The sequence below is a fragment of the Ferrovibrio sp. GW821-FHT12D07 genome, assembly GCF_058807275.1.
Genome location: NZ_JBXAQN010000002.1, coordinates 76,382 through 97,219, shown reverse-complemented (window position 1 = coordinate 97,219; position 20,838 = coordinate 76,382). Strand labels below are relative to the sequence as shown.

The 20,838-nt window shown below is 62.5% G+C and carries 24 protein-coding genes; 15 read left to right on the top strand and 9 right to left on the bottom strand.

Annotation, left to right across the window (positions count from 1 at the left end):
• Positions 1-64: 64 nt before the first annotated feature.
• From AC1RRE_RS12280 to AC1RRE_RS12265, 4 genes are all read left to right on the top strand, one after another.
• On the top strand, positions 65-601 hold the full coding sequence (locus AC1RRE_RS12280; RefSeq protein WP_492981467.1) for a DUF2059 domain-containing protein: 537 nt from the start codon (positions 65-67) through the stop codon (positions 599-601).
• 174 nt (positions 602-775) lie between these two features.
• Positions 776-1,120, top strand: coding sequence for an NADH:ubiquinone oxidoreductase subunit NDUFA12 (locus AC1RRE_RS12275; protein WP_492981466.1), 345 nt, complete (start codon positions 776-778; stop codon positions 1,118-1,120).
• Between the two features lie 21 nt (positions 1,121-1,141).
• Positions 1,142-1,669 (top strand): outer membrane lipid asymmetry maintenance protein MlaD, encoded by a 528-nt coding sequence (gene mlaD, locus AC1RRE_RS12270; RefSeq protein WP_492981465.1) that lies wholly within the window; start codon positions 1,142-1,144, stop codon positions 1,667-1,669.
• 30 nt (positions 1,670-1,699) lie between these two features.
• Positions 1,700-2,119 carry a DUF2155 domain-containing protein gene (locus AC1RRE_RS12265; RefSeq protein ID WP_492981464.1) on the top strand — a complete coding sequence of 140 codons (420 nt, stop codon included), beginning with the start codon at positions 1,700-1,702 and terminating at the stop codon, positions 2,117-2,119.
• On the opposite strand, the gene aat is transcribed toward AC1RRE_RS12265, so the two are convergent.
• The 5 genes from aat to AC1RRE_RS12240 all read right to left on the bottom strand — a co-directional run bounded on the left by aat (position 2,056) and on the right by AC1RRE_RS12240 (position 6,847).
• Positions 2,056-2,727: a leucyl/phenylalanyl-tRNA--protein transferase gene (gene aat, locus AC1RRE_RS12260; protein WP_492981463.1), complete on the bottom strand. Its 672-nt coding sequence runs from the start codon at positions 2,725-2,727 to the stop codon at positions 2,056-2,058. The two genes, AC1RRE_RS12265 and aat, sit on opposite strands and share 64 nt — an antisense overlap.
• Before the next feature lie 30 nt (positions 2,728-2,757).
• Positions 2,758-4,101 carry an acetyl-CoA carboxylase biotin carboxylase subunit gene (accC, locus tag AC1RRE_RS12255; protein WP_492981462.1) on the bottom strand — a complete coding sequence of 448 codons (1,344 nt, stop codon included), beginning with the start codon at positions 4,099-4,101 and terminating at the stop codon, positions 2,758-2,760.
• 21 nt (positions 4,102-4,122) lie between these two features.
• Complete coding sequence (gene accB / locus AC1RRE_RS12250; RefSeq protein ID WP_492981461.1) at positions 4,123-4,608, bottom strand: acetyl-CoA carboxylase biotin carboxyl carrier protein; 486 nt, start codon at positions 4,606-4,608, stop codon at positions 4,123-4,125.
• A 36-nt stretch (positions 4,609-4,644) separates the two neighbouring features.
• A complete protein-coding gene (gene aroQ / locus AC1RRE_RS12245) occupies positions 4,645-5,121 on the bottom strand; it encodes a type II 3-dehydroquinate dehydratase (RefSeq protein ID WP_492981460.1) in 477 nt (158 codons plus the stop codon).
• A gap of 226 nt (positions 5,122-5,347) precedes the next feature.
• Positions 5,348-6,847, bottom strand: coding sequence for a hypothetical protein (locus AC1RRE_RS12240; protein WP_492981459.1), 1,500 nt, complete (start codon positions 6,845-6,847; stop codon positions 5,348-5,350).
• A gap of 334 nt (positions 6,848-7,181) precedes the next feature.
• On the opposite strand from AC1RRE_RS12240, the gene secG reads away from it, so the two are divergent.
• From secG to AC1RRE_RS12185, 11 genes are all read left to right on the top strand, one after another.
• Positions 7,182-7,490, top strand: coding sequence for a preprotein translocase subunit SecG (gene secG, locus AC1RRE_RS12235; protein WP_492981458.1), 309 nt, complete (start codon positions 7,182-7,184; stop codon positions 7,488-7,490).
• A 121-nt stretch (positions 7,491-7,611) separates the two neighbouring features.
• Positions 7,612-9,243 (top strand): CTP synthase, encoded by a 1,632-nt coding sequence (gene pyrG, locus AC1RRE_RS12230; protein ID WP_492981457.1) that lies wholly within the window; start codon positions 7,612-7,614, stop codon positions 9,241-9,243.
• A gap of 61 nt (positions 9,244-9,304) precedes the next feature.
• Positions 9,305-10,150, top strand: a complete 846-nt coding sequence (gene kdsA, locus AC1RRE_RS12225) for a 3-deoxy-8-phosphooctulonate synthase (protein WP_492981456.1) — start codon at positions 9,305-9,307, stop codon at positions 10,148-10,150.
• Between the two features lie 234 nt (positions 10,151-10,384).
• Positions 10,385-11,137: a methyltransferase, TIGR04325 family gene (locus AC1RRE_RS12220; protein WP_492981455.1), complete on the top strand. Its 753-nt coding sequence runs from the start codon at positions 10,385-10,387 to the stop codon at positions 11,135-11,137.
• A gap of 138 nt (positions 11,138-11,275) precedes the next feature.
• Entirely contained in the window at positions 11,276-12,040 is a 765-nt protein-coding gene (locus AC1RRE_RS12215) for a substrate-binding periplasmic protein (RefSeq protein WP_492981454.1), read from the top strand.
• Positions 12,041-12,260: 220 nt separating this feature from the next.
• Entirely contained in the window at positions 12,261-12,557 is a 297-nt protein-coding gene (locus AC1RRE_RS12210) for a hypothetical protein (RefSeq protein WP_492981453.1), read from the top strand.
• A 30-nt stretch (positions 12,558-12,587) separates the two neighbouring features.
• The gene (locus AC1RRE_RS12205) at positions 12,588-13,478 is read left to right on the top strand and encodes an ATP-grasp domain-containing protein (protein ID WP_492981452.1); all 891 of its coding nucleotides are present in this window, start codon (positions 12,588-12,590) and stop codon (positions 13,476-13,478) included.
• Between the two features lie 111 nt (positions 13,479-13,589).
• Entirely contained in the window at positions 13,590-14,870 is a 1,281-nt protein-coding gene (gene eno / locus AC1RRE_RS12200; protein WP_492981451.1) for a phosphopyruvate hydratase, read from the top strand.
• Between the two features lie 14 nt (positions 14,871-14,884).
• Positions 14,885-15,256: a hypothetical protein gene (locus AC1RRE_RS12195; RefSeq protein WP_492981450.1), complete on the top strand. Its 372-nt coding sequence runs from the start codon at positions 14,885-14,887 to the stop codon at positions 15,254-15,256.
• Between the two features lie 197 nt (positions 15,257-15,453).
• Entirely contained in the window at positions 15,454-15,879 is a 426-nt protein-coding gene (locus AC1RRE_RS12190; RefSeq protein WP_492981449.1) for a rhodanese-like domain-containing protein, read from the top strand.
• A gap of 34 nt (positions 15,880-15,913) precedes the next feature.
• The gene (locus AC1RRE_RS12185; protein WP_492981448.1) at positions 15,914-17,950 is read left to right on the top strand and encodes a methyl-accepting chemotaxis protein; all 2,037 of its coding nucleotides are present in this window, start codon (positions 15,914-15,916) and stop codon (positions 17,948-17,950) included.
• Positions 17,951-17,959: 9 nt separating this feature from the next.
• Here AC1RRE_RS12185 and AC1RRE_RS12180 read toward each other — a convergent pair whose 3' ends face one another.
• Genes AC1RRE_RS12180 through AC1RRE_RS12165 form a run of 4 tightly spaced genes read right to left on the bottom strand, consistent with a single transcriptional unit; the run spans position 17,960 to position 20,838 of the window.
• Positions 17,960-18,367, bottom strand: coding sequence for a DUF350 domain-containing protein (locus tag AC1RRE_RS12180; RefSeq protein WP_492981447.1), 408 nt, complete (start codon positions 18,365-18,367; stop codon positions 17,960-17,962).
• Positions 18,368-18,372: 5 nt separating this feature from the next.
• On the bottom strand, positions 18,373-19,056 hold the full coding sequence (locus tag AC1RRE_RS12175) for a hypothetical protein (protein WP_492981446.1): 684 nt from the start codon (positions 19,054-19,056) through the stop codon (positions 18,373-18,375).
• A gap of 25 nt (positions 19,057-19,081) precedes the next feature.
• Positions 19,082-19,699 carry a hypothetical protein gene (locus tag AC1RRE_RS12170; protein WP_492981445.1) on the bottom strand — a complete coding sequence of 206 codons (618 nt, stop codon included), beginning with the start codon at positions 19,697-19,699 and terminating at the stop codon, positions 19,082-19,084.
• Positions 19,700-19,707: 8 nt separating this feature from the next.
• On the bottom strand, positions 19,708-20,838 hold the full coding sequence (locus AC1RRE_RS12165; protein ID WP_492981444.1) for a glutathionylspermidine synthase family protein: 1,131 nt from the start codon (positions 20,836-20,838) through the stop codon (positions 19,708-19,710).

Sequence of the window (20,838 nt, the reverse complement as noted above, 5' to 3'; positions counted from 1 at the left end):
ATTGACAGGGTTTTGACATATTCCCGGTATCAGTATGACTCGCTGAGTATTTGAGGATTCGCCCATGCGCCCGCTTTTTGTTCTCGCTCTGATGTTTTTTGCCCTCGTGGCCCAGCCTGCTGCCGCGCAAGACAAGGCGACCCGGGCCGCGGCTGAAAAGCTGATGGCCACCATCGGGCTGGAGAAGCGCGTGGAGACCATCACGCAGCTCTATCTGAACTTCCTGCCGGCCGGTACGCCGGCCGAACAGCAGCGCGCTGCCGAGCTGCGCCAGCGCGCGCCGACCGCGGGTCCGCGTTTCCGCGGCGCCGTGGTGAACGCCGCCAGCCAGAGCTATACGCGCGGCGAGATCGAGGCACTGGATACCTATTTCGCCAGCGGGGAAGGCCAGCGCCTGCTGACCACCGTGGTGACCCGGGCCGTGCTGGGCGCCAGCCAGAAGGGCGGCGTGAAGGGCAGCGACATCCTGCGGCCCGAGGAACTGCCGCTCGACAACCCGGCGCTGCAGGCGGCGGCGAAGAAATATCCGGCCTTCGAAACGGTCGCCAGAAGCGAGCTGCAGAAGGAATTCGCGCAGGAAATCGCGCTGATGACCCGCTAAGCGGGCGCTTGCCCGGCCTTGGGCCAAGTCTCTGATTTCCGGGTAAATCAGGATGCCTCCACCCGGCCTCCGCGCATACCAAGACTTGCCCGGACACCGGCGTAATGCCATATTCCGCCTGAATTTCCAGCCGGATTCCCCAATCCGGCGGTCTGGCCTGAGGTGGGCATTTTCATGAGTCTGATCGGCACCAAGCTTTTCACCTGGTGGAAGGGTGAGCTCGTCGGCACCGACGCGTTCGGCAATCGCTACTTCCGCGCCAAGGACGGCGCGCGCAAGCGCTGGGTGATCTATCAGGGCCGTCCGGAAGCCTCGAAGGTGCCGCCGGAATGGCACGCCTGGCTGCATTACACCATTGATGACGCGCCGATCCACGGCGTGGAGCGCAAGCCCTGGGAGAAGGAGCATCTGCCCAATCTCAGCGGCACGCCGTACGCCTATCGCCCGCAGGGCAGTGTGGCCAAGGGTGGTCAGCGCCCCGCCGCCACCGGCGATTACCAGGCCTGGCAGCCGGAATAACAGGCCAGGTGAGGAACTGATATGCAGGGCAATCTTGTTGAAACGCTGATCGGCGCCGTTGTGCTGCTGGTCGCGGGGTTTTTCCTGGCCTTTGCCTACACCACCGGCGGCGTCGGCAGCAGCCGCATGTCCGGCTATGAATTGCAGGCGCGCTTCAATCGCGCCGATGGCCTGGTGGTCGGCGGCGACGTGCGCATGAGCGGCATCAAGATCGGCACTGTCACCAAGCAGGCGCTGGATCCCAAGACTTTTGATGCCATCGTCAGCTTCTCGGTCGACAGCCGCTATCAGCTGCCCGAGGACAGCGCGGTGAAGATCGCCTCCGAAGGCCTGCTGGGCGGCAACTTCCTCTCGGTCGAGCCGGGCGGCAGCAACACCACGCTGAAGCCGGGCGCCGAGATCAAGTACACCCAGGGCTCCGTCAACCTGATGGACCTGATCGGCCAGGCGATCTTCAGCGCCACCGGTGCCGGCAATACCGGCAAGGAAAAGAACGGCGGCGACGCCGAACTCAATCCGCTGCAGGGTCTTCAGCCCAAAGCCAACTGATCAGTGGGTCAACTGATTCCCATGATGCGTATGTTGCGTCGCTGTCTGTTCCTGCTGCCGCTTCTGCTGGCACAGACCGCGGTCGCGCAGATGCCCGATCCGGTGCCGCAGTATCCCTCGTCGCCGATGCCGGTCGCCGTGCTGCAGGGCTTGGACAAGATCACCGCCCGCATCTACACCTTCGAGGCGCCGGTCGACCAGACCATCGGCTTCGGCACGCTGAAGGTGACGGCGAAGACCTGCCGTAAGCGCCCGCCGGAATATCCGCCCGAAAGCATGGCTTTCCTCGAGGTGGTCGAGCAGCGGCCCGAGCAGGAGTCTTATGCGCTGTTCAAGGGCTGGATGTTCGCCTCTAGCCCCGGCCTCAACCCGCTGGAACATCCGGTCTACGACGTCTGGGTGATCGACTGCAGGACCAACTCCGGCGGCGCATCTCCGCGCAGGCCGTAGAAATCCGCGCTGCGCGGCAGCGCGTCGAATAACAGATCAAGATAATCACCGCGCGGAATCTCGGTCGCGCCGAACTGCCGCAGATGCGACGTGATGAACTGCGTGTCGAGCAGGGTGAAGCCGCCGGCGATCAGCCGGCCGACCAGATGCACCAGTGCGACCTTCGAGGCATCGGTGGTGCGGCTGAACATGCTTTCGCCGAAGAACGCCGCGCCCAGATGCACGCCATACAGCCCGCCGACCATGGTGCCGGCCTCGTCGTAGCATTCAACGCTATGGGCAAAACCCAGCCGGTGCAGTTCGGTATAGGCGGCGCGGATCGGCGCATTGATCCAGGTGTTCTTGCGCTGCTCATGCTGCGTCGGTTCGGCGCAGGCGGCCATCACGCCGGCGAAATCCGTATCGATGCGGACTTCAAAGGCGCCGCTGCGCACCGTGCGCGCCAGCTTGCGCGGCACATGGAAACCATCGAGGGGGATGATGCCGCGCTTTTGCGGGAAGACCCAGAAATAGCCCGGGTCGTCGGCGCTGTCGGCCATCGGAAAATAGCCGCGGGCATAGGCCTGCAGCAGAAGTTCGGGGGTGAGCGGTTCGGGGCGCGTGCTCATGGCTTCAACCTAGCGCACGCGCCCGACCTGTCAGCCCTGCCTGGCGATGAATTCTTCCAGCCAGTGGATGTCGTAGGCGCCGTTGACGAAATCGGGCTCGTTGATCAGCGCCAGATGTAGCGGGATCGTGGTCTCCAGACCGCCGATCACATATTCCTCCAGCGAGCGGCGCAGGCGCATCAGGCATTCATTGCGGCTGGTGCCGTGCACGATCAGCTTGCCGATCAGCGAGTCATAATGCGGCGGAATCTGGTAGCCGGTGTAGAGCGCTGAGTCGACGCGCACACCAAGGCCGCCAGGCGCATGATAGTCGGTAACGCGGCCGGGAGACGGCGCGAAAGTGCGCGGGTTCTCGGCGTTGATGCGGCACTCGATGGCATGGCCGGCGAACTTGATGTCCTTCTGGGTGTAACCCAGCGGCGCACCATCGGCGATGCGGAGCTGTTCGCGCACCAGATCGAGGCCGGTGATGGCTTCGGTCACCGGATGCTCCACCTGCAGGCGGGTGTTCATCTCGATGAAATAGAATTCGCCATTCTCGAACAGGAACTCGATGGTGCCGGCGCCGCGATAGTTCAGCTTGGAGATCGCCTTGGCGGCGATGTCGCCGATCTGCACGCGCTGTTCGTCATTCAGTGCCGGTGAACGGGCTTCTTCCAGCACCTTCTGGTGACGACGCTGCAGCGAGCAGTCGCGCTCGCCCAGATGCACGGCGTTGCCCTGGCCGTCGCCGAAAATCTGGATCTCGATATGGCGGGGGCGAGTGAGGTACTTCTCGACATAGACCTGGTCGTTGCCAAACGCGTTGCGCGCTTCGGTGCGTGCCTGCTGCAGCGCCGGACCGAATTCGGCCGGCGAACGCACTACCTTCATGCCGCGGCCGCCGCCGCCGGCGGTGGCCTTGATCAGCACGGGGTAACCCATGTCACCGGCAAGCTTGAGCCCCTGTTCCTCGGTTTCCACCGCGCCCTTGGAGCCGGGCACGACAGGAATGCCGAGTTCGATCGCGGCTTCCTTCGCCGTGATCTTGTCGCCCATCAGCTTGATGTGTTCCGACGTCGGGCCGATGAAGGTGATGCCATGGGCTTCGACGATCTCGGCGAACTTGGCGTTCTCCGACAGGAAACCGTAGCCGGGATGGATCGCATCGGCGCCTGTGATCTCGGCGGCCGAGATGATGGCGGGGATGTTCAGGTAGCTCTGGCTCGATGGCGGCGGACCGATGCAGACGGACTCGTCGGCGATGCGCACATGCATCGCGTCGGCGTCCGCCGTGGAATGCACAGCGACGGTGCGGATGCCCATCTCGCGACAGGCGCGATGGATGCGGAGCGCGATCTCGCCGCGATTGGCGATCAGCACCTTGTCAAACATGCGACGCGGCCCTGCGCTGTCTTATTCGACAATCAGCAGAGGCTGGCCAAATTCGACCGGCTGCTGATTCTCGATCAGGATACGGGCGACCCGGCCGCCCTTCGGCGCGGTGATCGGGTTCATGGTCTTCATGGCTTCGACGATCAGCACGGTCTGGCCGGCCGTCACGCTGTCGCCCACCTTCACGAAGGGCGCGGCGCCCGGCTCGGGCGAGGTGTAGACGGTGCCGACCATCGGCGACTTCACGGCACCCGGGTTGCTGGCATCGTCGCTCGCCGGCGCACCGCCGGTGGCAACAACAGCAGCGGCCGCGGCAGCAGCGGCAATCGGGGCTGCGGCATAGACCGGCGCTGCGCCGCCCTTGGTGACGCGTACCTTCAGCGCGCCTTCGCTCCACTCGATTTCGGTAAGGCCGGTCTCGTTCAGCAGATCGGCGAGATCGCGGATCATCTGCTGGTCGATGCGGCTGTCCGCCTTGGCGGCTTTATCCTTGGGCGCGGAGGCCATGCGCTACTCCTGTATTCCTGACTAGAGAAAAGTGGTTCAGACGATATCGGCCAGCGCTTCCAGCGCCAGCACGTAACCCTTCGGCCCGAAGCCGCAGATCATGCCTGTCGCAGCCTGCGACACATAGGAATGATGGCGGAAGCTTTCGCGCCGGTGGATATTGGACAGATGCACCTCCACGCAGGGCCGTTCGGCGGCATTCAGCGCGTCGAGGACGGCGACCGAGGTATGCGTGTAGGCGCCGGCGTTCAGCACGATCCCGGCGGCCTTGGTGCGGGCCTCCTGAATCCAGGTCACCAGCTCGCCTTCATGATTGGTCTGGCGGAACTCGATGGTGAAACCCAGAGCCTTGCCGGTGGTGCGGCAGAGCTTCTCGACATCGGCCAGCGTGGCGCGGCCATAAATCTCGGGCTGGCGCAGGCCGAGCATGTTCAGGTTCGGGCCGTTCAGCACATAGATAACGGGGGCCTTCTTGGCCTTGCCGTTTCCTGCCGATTTCCGTGCCGTTGCCATGCGATTCCCGCTGCTGCGATGACCAGACCGCCTGCCGTACACCATCGGGCAGTCAGCGGCAACCCGTTGATCGCGCTGGGGGGAGGTGGAGGGGGGGTGGCAGGGAAGGGGTTGAAAATGCTCCGGAAAACCGCGAAATCATGTTCCCGGTATGTTTCACGTGAAACAGGGGGCGGGAAAGGACAGCGCTTACCACTATGACGGGGCAAGCGCTGTCCAACCGTGATTACTCCCAGAAACGCTTCATGCGGACATACAGGGTGCCGGTTCCGGCAGTCAGGTTATTGCCGCTGTTGTCCTTGTAGTTCGCCATCCACGAGTTGGCCGACCGGATTCTCACCAGGTTGCGCTCATTGAGCGCGACGTTGCCGAAGTTCCAGTTCACCGTGGCCAGAGAGTCGCCGCTCTGTGCGATCTTCGAGTAGTTGCCGTTGATCGTGTCATACATCATCAGGTCAACCTCGATCTGCGACAGCGGCAGACCGATATTGTGGCTGAGGGTATAGGACGTCGACAGGGCAATGGTCTGGTCCGCGCTGTACTGGCCGCGATACGCATAGGTGACCACAGACGAGACGCTCGATGCGCCAGTCGTTGCCTCACCGATGAAGACGCGCTGTACGACCGAAGTGCCGGAGCCATTGCCGACATGCATGGTCATGTTCGCGTAATCGAAGGTGTGCTGGCCGCTGGTGGAGCTGTAGCTGCCGCCAGACTGATAGACTGGTGCCAGCGTGGTGGTGCCGTAGGTGAGCGCGCCGGTGCCGGCATTGCGATCCACATACAGGTAGCTGGTTGCATTGGCGGTAAGACCCGACCACGCACCAGATACATCGGCCGCGATCTGCGCCACGTGATCACTGGCGCCGTTGGCCCCGAAACCAGCAGCGAAGGCGATCACCACAGGCGTGGCAGTGGCCGCGATATTGACAGACAGGCCGCTGCCGGCGGACAGGCAGTTGCCTCGGCCATTCGCGTCTACGCTGCCATTTACAACGGTCTGGCGGATCGTGATCGATGAGACGACGGAGGATGCGTTCGTCCATACCGGATCGGCACCAGCACCCTGCGTCTGCAGAATCTGACCGTTGGTGCCGGGCGACAGAACGGCAGCCTCGCCGGAGGCATCGAAATACAGGATGCCTCCAGCCGTCTGATCGGCGAGTTGCGTCAGGCCGATGCCTTTGTCGGCGACCTTGAGGCCATTGGCACTGACGGACAACGTCGCGCCGTCCAGCTTCACCGCAAGATTGCCGGCACCGTCATTTTCCAGGCCCAGTCCGATGCCGAGCGTGGCCAATTCGCCAAGGCCGAGGGTATTCAGCACTCGTTCGTCGGTGATCATGCTGTTGGTGATGGCGATCGAGCTGGTCTGCAGCAGCACCTGTGCGACCGGTGCCGTGCCGGCGGGAATGGCCGGTGCGACAGGGGAGGCGGCTTCGGTACCGGCGACAACACTGACGACGCCGGTTGCGCGGCCGACCACGATGCGGTCGATGCGCGGCTGGGTGCTGGGCGCCGAGATGGTCGCCGTAGTCTGGGCGGCAATCTCGGTCAGCGCCGTGCCGTTGAAGATGGCGCCGCTGTCCAGCCTGACAGTCATGTCCGGCACAGCCTGTTCATGGGGCGCAAAGGCCCAGGCGATGCGGCTGGCGGCGATAAAGTTGGCGTCGACCTTAGCGCCTTGGACGGCAAGGGTGGTGGAGGAGGGAGTGGCGGTTGTCATTGGCTATGTCCTTATGAATATGATCACTATATGTTCTTTATAATCTGAAAAACCTCCTTTCTGTGAAATTATACCTTATACTGGAATATTATAGGAACATATGTATTCAAGTCAATCCCCAATCTGGAGGTCGGGCCGTGTCCGAGAAAGGCATTTGGGGTCCGGCCTTTATCGGCCGCCAGCCTCCTGTCTGTCGCTCTGGATGCAAGGCAATCCAACGACTTGCCTTGTTCCGGGGCAAATCTCTCTGACCGGGGAGGGGAAGGCCGCCAGAAGTCTTCCCCTCTTGGCGTATCAGGTGTAAAAGCCCCCGGACTTTGGAGAGATTCGACCCATGATGACCTTCCTTCTGGTGGTGCATATCCTGCTGGCCCTGGCGCTGATCGGCGTCATTCTGGTGCAGCGGTCGGAAGGCGGCGCGCTGGGCATGGGGGGCGGCGGTGGCGGTGGTTTCATGACCGCGCGCGGCTCGGCCAACCTGCTGACCCGCACCACGGCGATCCTGGCGGTTCTGTTCTTCGCCACCAGCATCGCGCTGGCGATTCTCGCCGGCGGTCATTCCCGACCGCGCTCGATTCTCGACGCGCCCAGCACGTCGGCTCCGGCCGAAGCCCCCAAGCCGGCGGTGCCGCTGTCGCAGTAACGAGAGCAGCTGTCGTTATAGCTGCCTGAATTAAAAGACGTTTTCAGGTTTTGTTAAATCGCGCGAGTCGGCGCGAGCGAACCCTTTTTTGTGTCGGATGGATAGGTTAGACAGGTCTCCCATGACGCGGTACATCTTCATCACCGGCGGCGTGGTTTCCTCCCTCGGAAAAGGTCTGGCTTCGGCGGCGCTTGGCGCCCTGTTGCAGGCTCGCGGCTACACTGTCCGCCTTCGCAAGCTCGATCCCTATATCAACGTCGATCCGGGCACCATGAGCCCGTATCAGCACGGCGAGGTCTTCGTCACCGACGACGGCGCCGAGACCGATCTCGATCTGGGCCATTACGAGCGCTTCACTGGCGTGCCGGGCCGCAAGACCGACAACATCACGACGGGTCGCATCTACCAGACCGTGATCGCCAAGGAGCGCCGCGGCGATTATCTGGGCGGCACCGTGCAGGTGATTCCGCATATCACCGACGCCATCAAGGACTTCATCGCCGACGACCGTGAAGGCACCGATTTCATGCTGGTCGAAGTCGGCGGCACGGTGGGTGACATCGAAAGCCTGCCGTTCCTCGAAGCCATCCGCCAGTTCGGCCTCGAGGCCGGCCGTGGCCAAGCCGTTTATATCCATTGCACGCTGGTGCCCTTCATCGCCGCGTCTGGCGAGTTGAAGACCAAGCCGACGCAGCATTCGGTCAAGGAGCTGCGCTCCATCGGCATTCAGCCCGACATCCTGCTTTGTCGCTCGGATCGCGAAATCCCGCAGGGCGACCGCCGCAAGATGGCGCTGTTCTGCAACGTGCGCGAAGAGGCCGTCATTCCGGCGCTCGATGTCAGCACAATCTATGCAGCTCCGCTGGCCTATCACGACGCCGGCCTGGACGTGCAGGTGCTGAAGGCTTTCGGCATCGACGCCGGCAAGGCGCCGGACCTCACGGGCTGGGAGAATGTGGTCCAGCGCGTGATCGCGCCCGAGAACAAGGTCAAGGTTGCCATCGTCGGCAAGTATACGGGCCTGAAGGATGCCTATAAGTCGCTGGCCGAAGCGCTGGCCCATGGCGGCATTGCCAACAACGCACGCGTCGATATCGAGTGGATCGAGTCCGAAATCTTCGAGAAGGACGAGACCGCCGTGCAGGCGCTGGACGGCGTGCATGCCATCCTGGTGCCCGGCGGTTTCGGCGAGCGTGGTTCGGAAGGCAAGATTCGCGCCGTGACATTCGCGCGCGAACGCAACATTCCCTATTTCGGCATCTGCTTCGGCATGCAGATGGCGGTCATTGAAGCGGCGCGCAATCTCGCCGGTTTCAAGGAGGCCAGCAGCACCGAGTTCGGTCCCTGCAAGGAGCCTCTCGTGGGCATGATGACCGAGTGGATGCGCGGCAACGAACTGGAGCAGCGCAGTCAGGCCGGCGATCTGGGCGGCACCATGCGTCTGGGCGCTTATGACGCCGCGCTGAAGCCCGGCAGCCGCGTCGCCGAGGTCTATGGCAACACCACGATTTCCGAACGCCACCGCCATCGCTACGAGGTCAACACCAAGTATCGCGACAAGCTGGAAAGCTGCGGCCTGGTCTTCTCCGGCATGTCGCCCGACGGCCTGCTGCCCGAGATCGTGGAATTCCCGAACCATCCCTGGTTCATCGGCGTGCAGTATCACCCCGAGCTGAAGTCCAAGCCCTTCGAACCGCACCCGCTGTTCGCCAGCTTCATTGAAGCTGCGCTGAAGCAGTCGCGACTGGTGTGATCCTCAAACCGTCATGATGACGGTTTAAATACAATCGGGTTGAAGCATCGGAGCCCCGGCCATGAGCGAAGCCCCCAATCCCATCCGCCATATCAAGGTCGGCGATTTCGAGATCGGCAATGACATGCCTTTCACGCTGCTGGCCGGCCCTTGCGCCATGGAAAGCCGCGAGCATGCGCTGGACATGGCTGGCAGCTTGAAGGAACTGACCGAGAAGCTCGGCATCAACTTCATCTACAAGTCGTCCTTCGACAAGGCGAACCGCACCTCCATTCGCAGCAATCGCGGTTTCGGCCTGGAAAACGCCCTGCCGGTGTTCCAGGAAATCCGCTCTACGCTGGGTCTGCCAGTCGTCACCGATGTGCACACGGAAGAACAGTGCCGCGCGGTGGCCGACAGCGTCGACATGCTGCAGATTCCGGCCTTCCTTTGCCGTCAGACCGACCTGCTGGTGGCGGCGGCGCAGACCGGCAAGCCGGTGAATGTGAAGAAGGGGCAGTTTCTCGCGCCCTGGGACATGAAGAACATCGTCGAGAAGTTCGATCATGTCGGCAATCCGAACATCCTGCTCTGCGAGCGCGGCGCGAGCTTCGGCTATAACACGCTGGTCAACGACATGCGTGCGCTGCCGATCATGGCCGAGACCGGCTGCCCCGTGGTGTTCGACGCAACGCATTCGGTGCAGCAGCCGGGCGGCAAGGGCACGAGTTCTGGCGGCGACCGCCGCTTCGTGCCGATCCTGGCGCGTGCCGCCGTGGCGATCGGCGTGGCCGCCGTGTTCATGGAAACCCACAAGGACCCGGACGCGGCGCCGTCGGATGGCCCCAACATGGTGCCCTTCGACAAGATGGAAGCGGTGCTGGAACAGCTGCTGGAATTCGACCATCTGGCGAAGGCCGGGCATTAATCGCCGCCGTCACACTCAACCGCGCTGTCACTGAGGTTCGTATTTTCTTTACCTCGGCTCTCGCAGTGAAGTGCCACGATGACGTAAGGCTCAAGCTTCCCTCAAACTGACGCAGGCGTGATTTTATGCGCCGTTTATTCGTCATCACGATCATGCTTTACATCTGGGCCGGTGCGATGCGCTGGCCCTTCTGATTCTGGGCGCTGCATCGGCGGGACTCTGGATGTTGCGTGCATGGAGGCGGGTGAATCGATGATCGGGACGGCGCATCGCCTGCTTGATTCAATCGGTAGCCTGAAAACGGGGCTCTATCGTCGCGGCTATTGGCTCAGTCGCCCGGAAGGGCTGAACGAAAACGAAAACATCCATTATCTCGATTACAGCGAGCATTTGGCGAAGCGCATCGAGATGGCTTCACATATGAAGCAGTCGCCATCCTATTATGCCTGCGCTTACTGGCTGCAGAAGCTGGTCCGGAAAGATACCATTCATCTGTGCGACTGGGGCGGTGCTTACGGAACTGACTATTTCGTTTTCAGGCGTCTGCTGTCTGCATCGCTCCGGTACACAGTATGTGAAATCGAACCCATCGTGGAGCGTGCACGTGAGATCGCGGCGATCAAGGAGATCGCCTTTATCACCGAACTGGCAGAGGCCGATGCCTGCGATGTGCTTTTCAGCAATGGCACCATGATGAATGCCGACCGGCAGTTCTTTGCCGCGCTGGAACGGCAGCGTCCGCCTGTCGTTATCCTGAGTGGCATTGAATGCACGGACGGGCCGACATTCTATTCCCAGCAGGTATACAGGCAGTACGGTCGCAAGTGCGTCTATGTGACTTACAATTATGCCGAACTCTGCCAGCGCTTTGACAGGCTGGGTTACAATGTCCTTGGCGCTTGGGAGCATGGCGAGCAACGCAGCGGCGCTTTCCTGGATTTCCGCGCCGGGGGTGCTTACCACGGCTTCGCCCTGCGCCGGCGATAGATATCTGTTTGAAACATATCGCTACGTCAGATTGCATTCTGCGCGTTTACTGACCGTCATACGGTGTTAATCCCGTAAGGTCATTGTCTGACTTACCTGATCGCCCGCTAATGCCGTCCTGTCCAGTCAGGCAATCGCATGCGTATCGGTCGGTCCATCATTCCGCTTCTAGCGTTGCTGTTCGCCGCAGTTCTGCCGGCGACGAGCCTGCATGCGCAGTCTTCTTCTGCCCCGAAAGTCGCGGTTTTCGATGCCGCACCCTGGGTCTACCGCGATGCCTCTGGCCGGCTGACCGGCGCAGTCATCGAACCTTTCCAGCGCGCCGGCAAAAAACTTGGCGTCGAGTTCGAATTCATCCCGACCTCGTATCAGCGTGTCGCCATGGAAGTGCTGCAGGGGCGGGCGGACTTCACCATGATGAGCCCGCAGCCGGCACTGGAGGGCGTGGCGCAGGTGGGCCAGGCGCTGTTCGTCGTTGAATTCGGCGTCGTCGGCCTGCAGGGCTTGCAGTTGCGCAGCCTGGACGATCTGCGCGGCAAGCAGGTGGCGGCGCGCGATGGTGCGACGGTGCTGCGCAAGCTGCAGAAGTACCCCGATATCACCCTGGTTCCGGTGAGCGATCACGCCAATGCGGTGCGCATGCTGGATGTTGGCCGCGTGCAGGCCATCGGCGGCACCCGTGTGGAGCTGCAGCGCATCTGGGCGGAGATGGGCTTCACCAAAAGTCTCTGCGAGATGCTGGTGCTGGGGGAAATCAGGGTCATGCCGCAGGTCCGCTCGGCGTCGCCCCATGCCGGCCTGTTTCCCGCCCTGGCGGAAGAATTCAAACGGATGAAGGACAGCGGGGAGGCCGCCGCCATGCTGGAACGGCATGTGGCCCAGTCCATGGACCTCGCGCGGTAATGCGCCGGCCGCTGCTGGAACAGCAGCCTGACTTTGCATACTCCCGCAGGCTTGGCGATAACGCTCCGCATGCCGCGTAGCTGTTGGAGGCATCGTGCGTTGTCACGGACAGCAACGCGCGCCCACTTTTCCACAAGCTTCAATTTCATTGCTCCGCTGTTGGCGCTCATGCAACTATCGGCTCGCATTCGAACGTCAATGCACACAGGGGGATCGTTTCATGGCCAAGAAGGCAGCGAAAAAGAGCGTCCGTAAAAGTGCAAAGAAGGTTGCGAAGAAAGCCGTCAAGAAAAAAGCCGTCAAGAAAAAGGCAGCCAAGGGCAAGGTGACAACGCTGGCGGTGGGCGAGGAAAATCCACCCGTCACCACGCTGGCGATGGGTGAAGAAAGCCCCCCGATCACCACGATGGCCCTGGGCGAGGAAGGCCCGATCCAGGCTGTCATGGAAACCGTGATCCGGGGCGAGGGGCCGGCCTTCACACCGGCAGGTCTGAAGTCGAAACGCAAGACCAAGTAAAAGCCTGAAGCCCATTCCGTACCGGAGTGCGTGACAGTGTTGCTCGTGGCAGGCGGACAATTCGATCCCAATATTGGCCGCCTGCTGCGCCGCGCCCTGCAGCGTCGCCTGCGGGTCTGCGACCTGCTGGTCGGACCCAGACTGCATCCCCGGATCGTCGTCGAGCCCGGCCAGCAGCAACTGCAGATCAACGGCATCGCATTCGCGCCGACGGCCTGCTTTCTCCGCCATGACGTCTTCGGCGACGGCGAAGGAATGTCGGCTGCCGGAGCGCGGGCGGCGCTGAACTGGTTTCATGCCATCCTGGGCTGGGGGCTCAGCGCGCCGCGCCTGCGCATGTATAACCGCCGGTCCGGCGGCGAGGTCAGCAAGATATACAATCTGGTCCAGGCCCGTGCCGTCGGCCTGGCCGTGCCGCCGACCTGGATCGGCAACGACTTCGCCGATGCAGCGGCGCAGCCGTGGAAAGCGATGATCCGCAAGCCGGTGGCTGGCGGCGAGCTGACGACGCTGGCCAGCCGCAGCGCACTGCGGCGGATCGCTGCCGGCAGCCCCGGTGATTATCCGGTTTTCATTCAGTCACGCATGGAGCGGCCGGAGCTGCGGGTATACCGGATCGCCGACCGCATCCTTGGCTATACGCTGGCCAGTCCCGATATCGACTATCGCCGACGGCACAATACGGTCCTTGCGCCGGCGCGGGTGCCGCCGCAGATCGCGGCACGCCTGATCCGGCTCTGCAATCGGCTCGGGCTTGATTTCGCCGCCGCCGATTTCATGCGAGAGCCGGGGACGGGCCGGCTGGTGTTCCTTGAGGTCAATTCGCAACCGATGTTCGCCGCCTTTGACGATGTATCCGAGGGACGGTTGTGCGATGCCATTCTGGATGGCCTTCTGTGCAGGAAATCGGGCAAAAATTAAGGCTGCCGGTCTCGCCTTTGCCACGGCCGGGGCCTTGCCCGGACCGGCCTGCCGGGCTATGCCTTTGCCCACCTTTTTCCTGCCTTTCGCTTCAAGAAGGACCCCCTGTACATGAGCGGCATTTCCGACATCCTGGCGCGTGAAATTCTCGACAGCCGTGGCAACCCGACTGTGGAAGTGGATGTCGTGCTGGAGTCCGGCGCCTTTGGTCGCGCCGCCGTGCCGTCGGGCGCTTCGACCGGTGCCCATGAGGCGGTCGAGCTGCGCGATGGTGACAAGAAGCGCTATCTGGGCAAGGGCGTACTGAAGGCATGCAATGCCGTCAATACCGAGATCTTCGACGCGCTGGCCGGCTTTGAGGCCAGCGAGCAGCTCAAGATCGACCGCACCATGATCGATCTCGACGGCACGCCGAACAAGGCGCGTCTGGGCGCAAACGCTATCCTTGGTGTGAGTATGGCAGTGGCAAAGGCCGCCGCCCAGGAAGCCGATCTGCCGCTGTATCGTTACGTGGGCGGCGCGGCCGCGCATGTTCTGCCGGTGCCGATGATGAACATCATCAATGGCGGCGCACATGCCGACAATCCGATCGACGTGCAGGAATTCATGATCATGCCGGTGGCCGCCGAAAGCGTCGCCGAGGCCGTGCGCATGGGCGCCGAGGTGTTCCATACGCTGAAGAAGAAGCTGAAGGATGCCGGCCACAATACCAATGTGGGCGACGAGGGCGGCTTCGCGCCGAACCTGCCAAGCACCCGCGGCGCGCTTGACTTCATCATGCAGGCCATCGAGGCTGCCGGTTACAAGGCCGGCAAGGACGTGATGATCGCGCTGGATGCCGCCAGCACCGAATTCTTCAAGGACGGCCAGTATCATCTGGATGGCGAGAACCTGAAGCTGTCGCCCAGCGACATGGTCAAGTACTGGGCCAAGCTGGTCGGCGACTATCCGATCGTTTCGATCGAAGACGGCATGGCCGAGGATGACTGGAAGGGCTGGAAGGAACTGACCGACGTGATCGGCGCCAAGTGCCAGCTGGTCGGCGACGATCTGTTCGTCACCAACCCCAAGCGTCTGGCCGATGGCATCAAGCAGGGCGTGGGCAACGCCATCCTGGTGAAGGTCAACCAGATCGGCACGCTGTCGGAAACCCTGGAAGCCGTTGAACTGGCGCACAAGAACGGCTACCGCGCCGTGATGTCGCATCGCTCGGGCGAGACCGAGGACAGCACCATCGCCGACCTGGCGGTTGCCACCAACTGCGGCCAGATCAAGACCGGCTCGCTGGCCCGCTCGGACCGCATGGCCAAGTACAATCAGCTGATCCGCATCGAGCAGCAGCTGGATGTCGCCGCGAAGTATCCGGGCCTCTCGGCCCTCAAGGGACGCTGAAGCAACAGACGATGATGAGCCGGGGGGCAATCATCATCGCGCTCGCCGCCGCGCTGACCCTGGTCAGCGCGGCGGCCGAGTTTGCTTCTGCACAGCAGGCTCCGAACGTCACGGTGGCTGCGCTCGTCGGCAAATGGGCAGTGAGCCAGAGCCGCTGCGAGGACGAGGCGCTGGAATTCGCCGCCGACGGCCATTTCAAATCGACACTGGATGAGGATGAGCCGCGCAGCGGTGACTACAAGGTGCGCCGCGACCGCATTATCCTGATCGACGACGATGCGCCGGACGAGGAACGCACCCTAATGATCCTCGACTTCTCGCCCAGCCGTCTCGTCGCCTTCGACGAGACCATCGAGGGCGACCGCCGTCTGCTCAAGTGCCGCTGACGCGTGTCTGACCGGAAGCTAATCCACCAGGATTAGCGGTCACGCTCGGCTCCGCTGTTTTTCAATGCTTTCAGCCCCATCTGCTGTGCCATGAGCCGCATGCGGCTTTATTCCAGGTATCCAAAAAAATATTTCACTTGCCCCTACGTCCCCTGCAATAAATGGTTCCATTGGTACATTGCAGGGGGACAATAATCATGAAGCTTCTCAATATCGTGGCCGCGTTCTGCGGTCTCATGGCCATTGCCGGCGCAATGCCGGCGTCGGCCCAGGACGCGCCGATGAGCATCACGGGCGCCACCACCGTTAATGCCGAGCAGGTGGTCGACCTGGTCACCAAGAAAAGTAACCTCGTCATCCTCGACAATCGCAAGCCGGAAGACTTCGCCGCCGGCCGCATTGAAGGCGCCGTGCGTCTGATCGATACCGATGTTACGGCCGACAGCCTAGCCAAGGCGGTCAAGACCAAGGATACGCCGGTGCTGTTCTACTGCAACGGCCTGAAGTGTGGTCGCGCCGCCAAGGCTGCCGCTTTCGCGGTGCAGGACGGCTACAAGGAAGTCTATTACTACGCGCTCGGACTGGACGAATGGAACAAGAAGGGTCTGCCGCTGGTCAAGTAAACGGCCGGCTCCCTCACACTTCACGGTTCCATCGATGAAAATGTCGCTGACCCTGGTGGTCGGCCTCACCCTGGCGGCAGTTCTCGCCGCCAGCGGTGGTGTCGGTTACTACATGTCGCTCCGCTACGAAGAACTGGTTGATGAAGGCACGCTGCAGGGCGATGCCCGGATGGCGCGTGCGCTGGCGGCCAGCCGAATCTGGAGCGAGCATTACAAGACGGTCGCGCCGGTGGCCCAGGCGATTGCACAGAGCGCGCCGCTACGCACTGCCGTCGCCGCCAAGGATGCTGCGGCCGCTGCGGCTGCCCTGCGCGAGGAATTTGGACGTGGCGCGATTTCAAGTGGCACCGTGACCCTGCGCGGCGCCACCATCCACGATGCCGACATGAAGCCGATCGGCGGTGAATGGCGCGGTGCGGTGATTGCCGTCCCCGACAGCTTGCTGGCTCCGCTGACCAAGCGCGAGGGCGCAGCCCGCATGCAGCTGGCGCAGATCGGCTGGGCATCGCCCGTGGGTCCGGTGCAGACGGTCGTGGCACCCGTCGGCGGCCTGCGCTTAAGCGGCTATATCGCCCTGCATATCGATCCGTTGCCCGAACTGAACGGCATGGAACAGCAGCTCGGCATCAATATCGCGGTGCATCCGGCCGATGGTGCGCAGGCGCTGGTCCGGCTGACGGGCGTCGCCGTCAGTGCGAATACCGATATCGTTGAAACCCGCATCGACCTGCCCGGGCCCGATGGCGCGCGCATCGCTGACCTGGTGGTGGGGCGCGATCTGGCCGGCTTGCATGCCAGCCTGCTGAGCACGCGGCTCAGATCCTTCATGATCTTCATTGTCATTGCCGGCGGCATCGCCGCCATCGCGTTGGTGATGGTGGCGCGCTATCTCGCCGCCGTGCGCAAGCGCGAGGCCGCACAGGACGCCGCCGAGGTTCGCCTGCGCAGCGAGCGCGAGGAAGCCGACCGCCATGCCGCCGAGCGCGAGGCGACCCAGCGCACCGCCTTCGAAGCGGAACGCAAGATCCAGGAACGCCGGCTGGAAGAGTCGGTCGGCGCGATTGTGGACGCCGCCAGTGTCGGTGATCTCAGCCGCCGCATCGGCACCGAAGACCTGGAAGGCGCCAGCCTGCGGCTGGCCAGCAGCATCAATCGCCTGCTGGTGACGACGGAATCCGCCATCAAGGATGTCGGCGCCGTGCTGGCGCCGCTGGCCGATGGCGATGTCAGCCAGCGCGTCACGGCGCAGCATGAAGGCTTGTTCGGCACGCTCCGCGACGACACCAACCGGCTGGCCGACCAGCTCGGCCATATGGCCGGGCAGCTGACCAAGTCGGCCGAGCGGGTGCATGTCGCGGCCGCCGAGATTTCCGATGGCAGCCAGGATCTGTCGAGCCGGACCGAAAGCCAGGCCGCCAGCATCGAAGAGACCGCCGCCTCGATGCACGAGATCACCGAGACCGTGAAGCAGAATGCCGACAACGCCCAGGCGGCCAACCAGTTGGCCACCATGGCGCGGGATACGGCGGAGAAGGGCGGCAATGTGGTGGCCGAGGCCGTCACGGCGGTCACGCAGATCGAGGAGAGCGCGCGCAAGATCAGCGAGATCGTCGGCCTGATCGACGAAATCGCCTTCCAGACCAACCTGCTGGCCCTCAATGCCTCAGTGGAAGCCGCGCGTGCGGGCGAAGCCGGCAAGGGTTTTGCCGTGGTGGCGCAGGAAGTGCGTGCCTTGGCGCAACGTTCGGCCAACGCGTCGAAAGACATCAAGGGTCTGATCGCGACATCGAATGCCCAGGTGAAGACCGGCGCCGCGCTGGTCAACCAGGCTGGTCACTCACTGACCGAGATCGTCACGTCAATCAAGAAGGTGTCGGATATCGTGGCCGAGATCGCGGCGGCCAGCCGCGAACAGGCCAGCGGCCTCGACCAGGTCAATACGGCGGTCACGGCGATGGACGAGATGACCCAGCGCAATGCAGCCCTGGTGGAAGAGACTTCGGCTTCGGCGCGCTCGCTGTCGGATCAGGCAGTGCAGCTGAAAGAGCTGCTGCGCTTCTTCAAGGGCTGAACTAGACCCTTACCAGGTCATGCAGGCGGCATTAAGTATGCCGATGCCGACCGAGAAGGCGGCCGAAATGGTGCCGGCCGCCGTTTCGTTGTTGGTGATGCGTGCCGGCAGTTGCGGCAGTAGCAGTCGTAGGGCCGAAAAGACTAGCAGTTGAACAATCAGCGCCACTACACCCCAGACCAGCATGTCGACCAGGCTGAGCGAGCCGACGATCACGCTACCCAGCGGCAGGACGAAACCCAGCAGCGCGCCACCCAGTGACAGGGCTGCGGCGGTATTGCCGTTGCGGATTAGCGTCCATTCATGCTGCGGCGTCAGGCGCGTGTAGATCGCCAGGAACAGTGCCAGCAGGATCACCGCGCTGACGAAATAGATCGCGAAGTCGGGCAGAGTGATCAGATAGCGGCCGAGGTTCATGATGCTCAAGGTTTGGTTGACGTCAGTGAAACCACAGGATACGCGACGGCACGCGTCGTGTCGCCCTTAGAGTAGTAGGCCGGTTCCTGAAAGAACGGGGGCACCTTGATGCCCGGATATTTGTAGAGTTCGGCCTTTGCGAGCAGGTCGGTGCGTGTCAGCCGCACGATTTTTGACGGCCTGCTGATGGAATCTACATGGAAATCCCCGATATAGCGCACCTCGCCTGACCGGATGGTGAAGAAGGGGGCGCCATTCTGCAGGCTCAGCAATGTGTGGTGGTTGTTGATGACCGTGCCGCCGCCAGTGTATGTGCTGATGTAGCGCAGCATATATGTCCCGGCAGGAATGCGGATGACGTGAATGGTCATGTCGCTGGCCGTGCTCATATGCATGCCGAGAAGTGTCTCAATCGTGTCGACAGTGAATGTCTCGTCTCGCGTCGGCGTGCTGAATCCTTTCTCCAGCCGGCCCCATTGCAGTGTGATGGGCGGATGGGCGCCTTCAAAGCCAAACAGCGTTTGGGGTTTCGCCGACTGCAGGCCGATGATCACGATGGCATCGGGAGCGCCTTTGGCGAACTGGGTCGATTCATCGACCGGCTGGGTGAAGCTGGCACATCCACTGATTACGACTGCAATCAGCGCGATGGCCAGTCTGGCGGCGATGTTTTTTAAGACGTCCCCCATGGTTGAAAGTCCTAGCCGATGGCCTTCACTGCGTGACGGTCATGAAAACGGATTCCTTGCTGCCCGTCGGGATATAGGCCGGCGGGCGGAAGGTGAACGGTGTAGTGATGCCGGGATATTGTGCCATCACCTGGCGTACCCGGGCGTCATTGCGGGTTAGACCGATGAGTCTGGCCGGTTCGCTGACCGCGTCCCAATGCATGTCGCCCAGATAGCGCACGTCGCCGGGCCGGACAGTAAAGAAGGGCGTGTACTCAGCCGTCTGCGCCGTGGTGAGATACTGACTGTTGCCGCCATCGGCGAGAAGGCGTGAGATGATGTAGGTGCCAGCCGGAATGCGCACCACATACCAGGTGACGCCGGGCGTCTCGGCCAGATGTGCTGACGGTTCACGGGTGTGCAGGTCGAAGTATCCGGCTTGCTCGCCGGGCTTTCCAGGTGTGGTTTTCACCCAGGTGATACGGAAGGGCAGGCTAACCGGTTGCGGGTTGTCGGGCTCCATGGATTGGATGCCGACGACGACGATGGCATCCAGCGATGTCCGGTCGAACCGCGCATTGTTGGGGACAACGTAGTCGGGTGTTGTGCAGGCTGTGGCCAGCAGAAGGGCAAGTGCAGAGGCGAGTTTTGCAAGCGTGTTCATTCTGTCGCTCACTCAAACAGATGCGGCACGAAGCGGCTGGTGTTGCGGGTGATCGGGCTGCGGTCCTCACGGATGCCCAGCCCGCAGGCGCGTGATGCGATCACCCAGACGCCCAGCACGGGATAGAAGCCGTCAAAGGCTGGCATCTCGATGGCCTGCTGGTAGACTAGTTTCTCGGGCTCCGGATCGCCGCTGGGCGGTGTCTGCGTCACGATCTGGCCGCTGGCGTCATACTGCGTGATGCCACCGCCTTCACGGCCCCAGAACGGCTTGGCGATCTTCGCGCCCTTGATGGAAGACGCATCGAAGCTGGCCGGCAGCAGGTTCTCGTGATCGGGATATTTCTGCCATAGCAGCGGCAGGATCGCCTTGGTCGAGAGCAGCATCTTCCAGGCAGGCTCGATCATCTTAACGCCGCTAGGCTGGATATTGGCCGCGAAGTCTTCCTGCAGCAGCCATTCCCACGGATAGAGCTTGAACAGCGTGGTGATCGGCTTGGCGGCCAGATCGACGAAGCGTTTGCCGGTCCAGCCGATCTCGTCGATGAACAGGCGGTCGGTATCAAGTCCGGCCTGGGTCGCCGTGTCGCGCAGGTATTCGGTGGTGCCGAGGTCTTCGGCATGGTCGCGCACACAGGTGAAATGCAGGCGATGGCCCCAGAGGCCGAAATGCTTCCAGGCCTCGATCAGCGTCTCGTGGATGCCGTTGAACTGGTCGCAGTGATTGCAATAGCTGTCGAGCCATTCCCACTGCACCACGCTGGCTTCGAACAGGGCCGTCGGCGTGTCGGCATTATATTCCAGCAGTTTCGGTGGCTTGGTGCCGCACCAAGCGAAATCGAAGCGGCCGTAGAGGTTCTTGTCCTGCCGGCGCCAGCTTTCCTCGACCAGGCTGCAGGCGCGATCGGAAATCCCAAACGCGCTGTAGTCGCCTTTGGAAATGATGCCGTCGAGCAGTTCGAGCGACATATCCTCCAGGCGCTGGGCCGCATCGTCGATCTCGTCCACCTCGGCGGCGGTGAAGCGATAGGCGGCGTCCTCGCACCAGTAGGGTTCGCCGTTGATGGTATGGAATTCAAAGCCGATCTTCTCGGCCCGCTCGCGCCAGTCGGGACGCGGTTCGACCGCGAGACGCTCCAT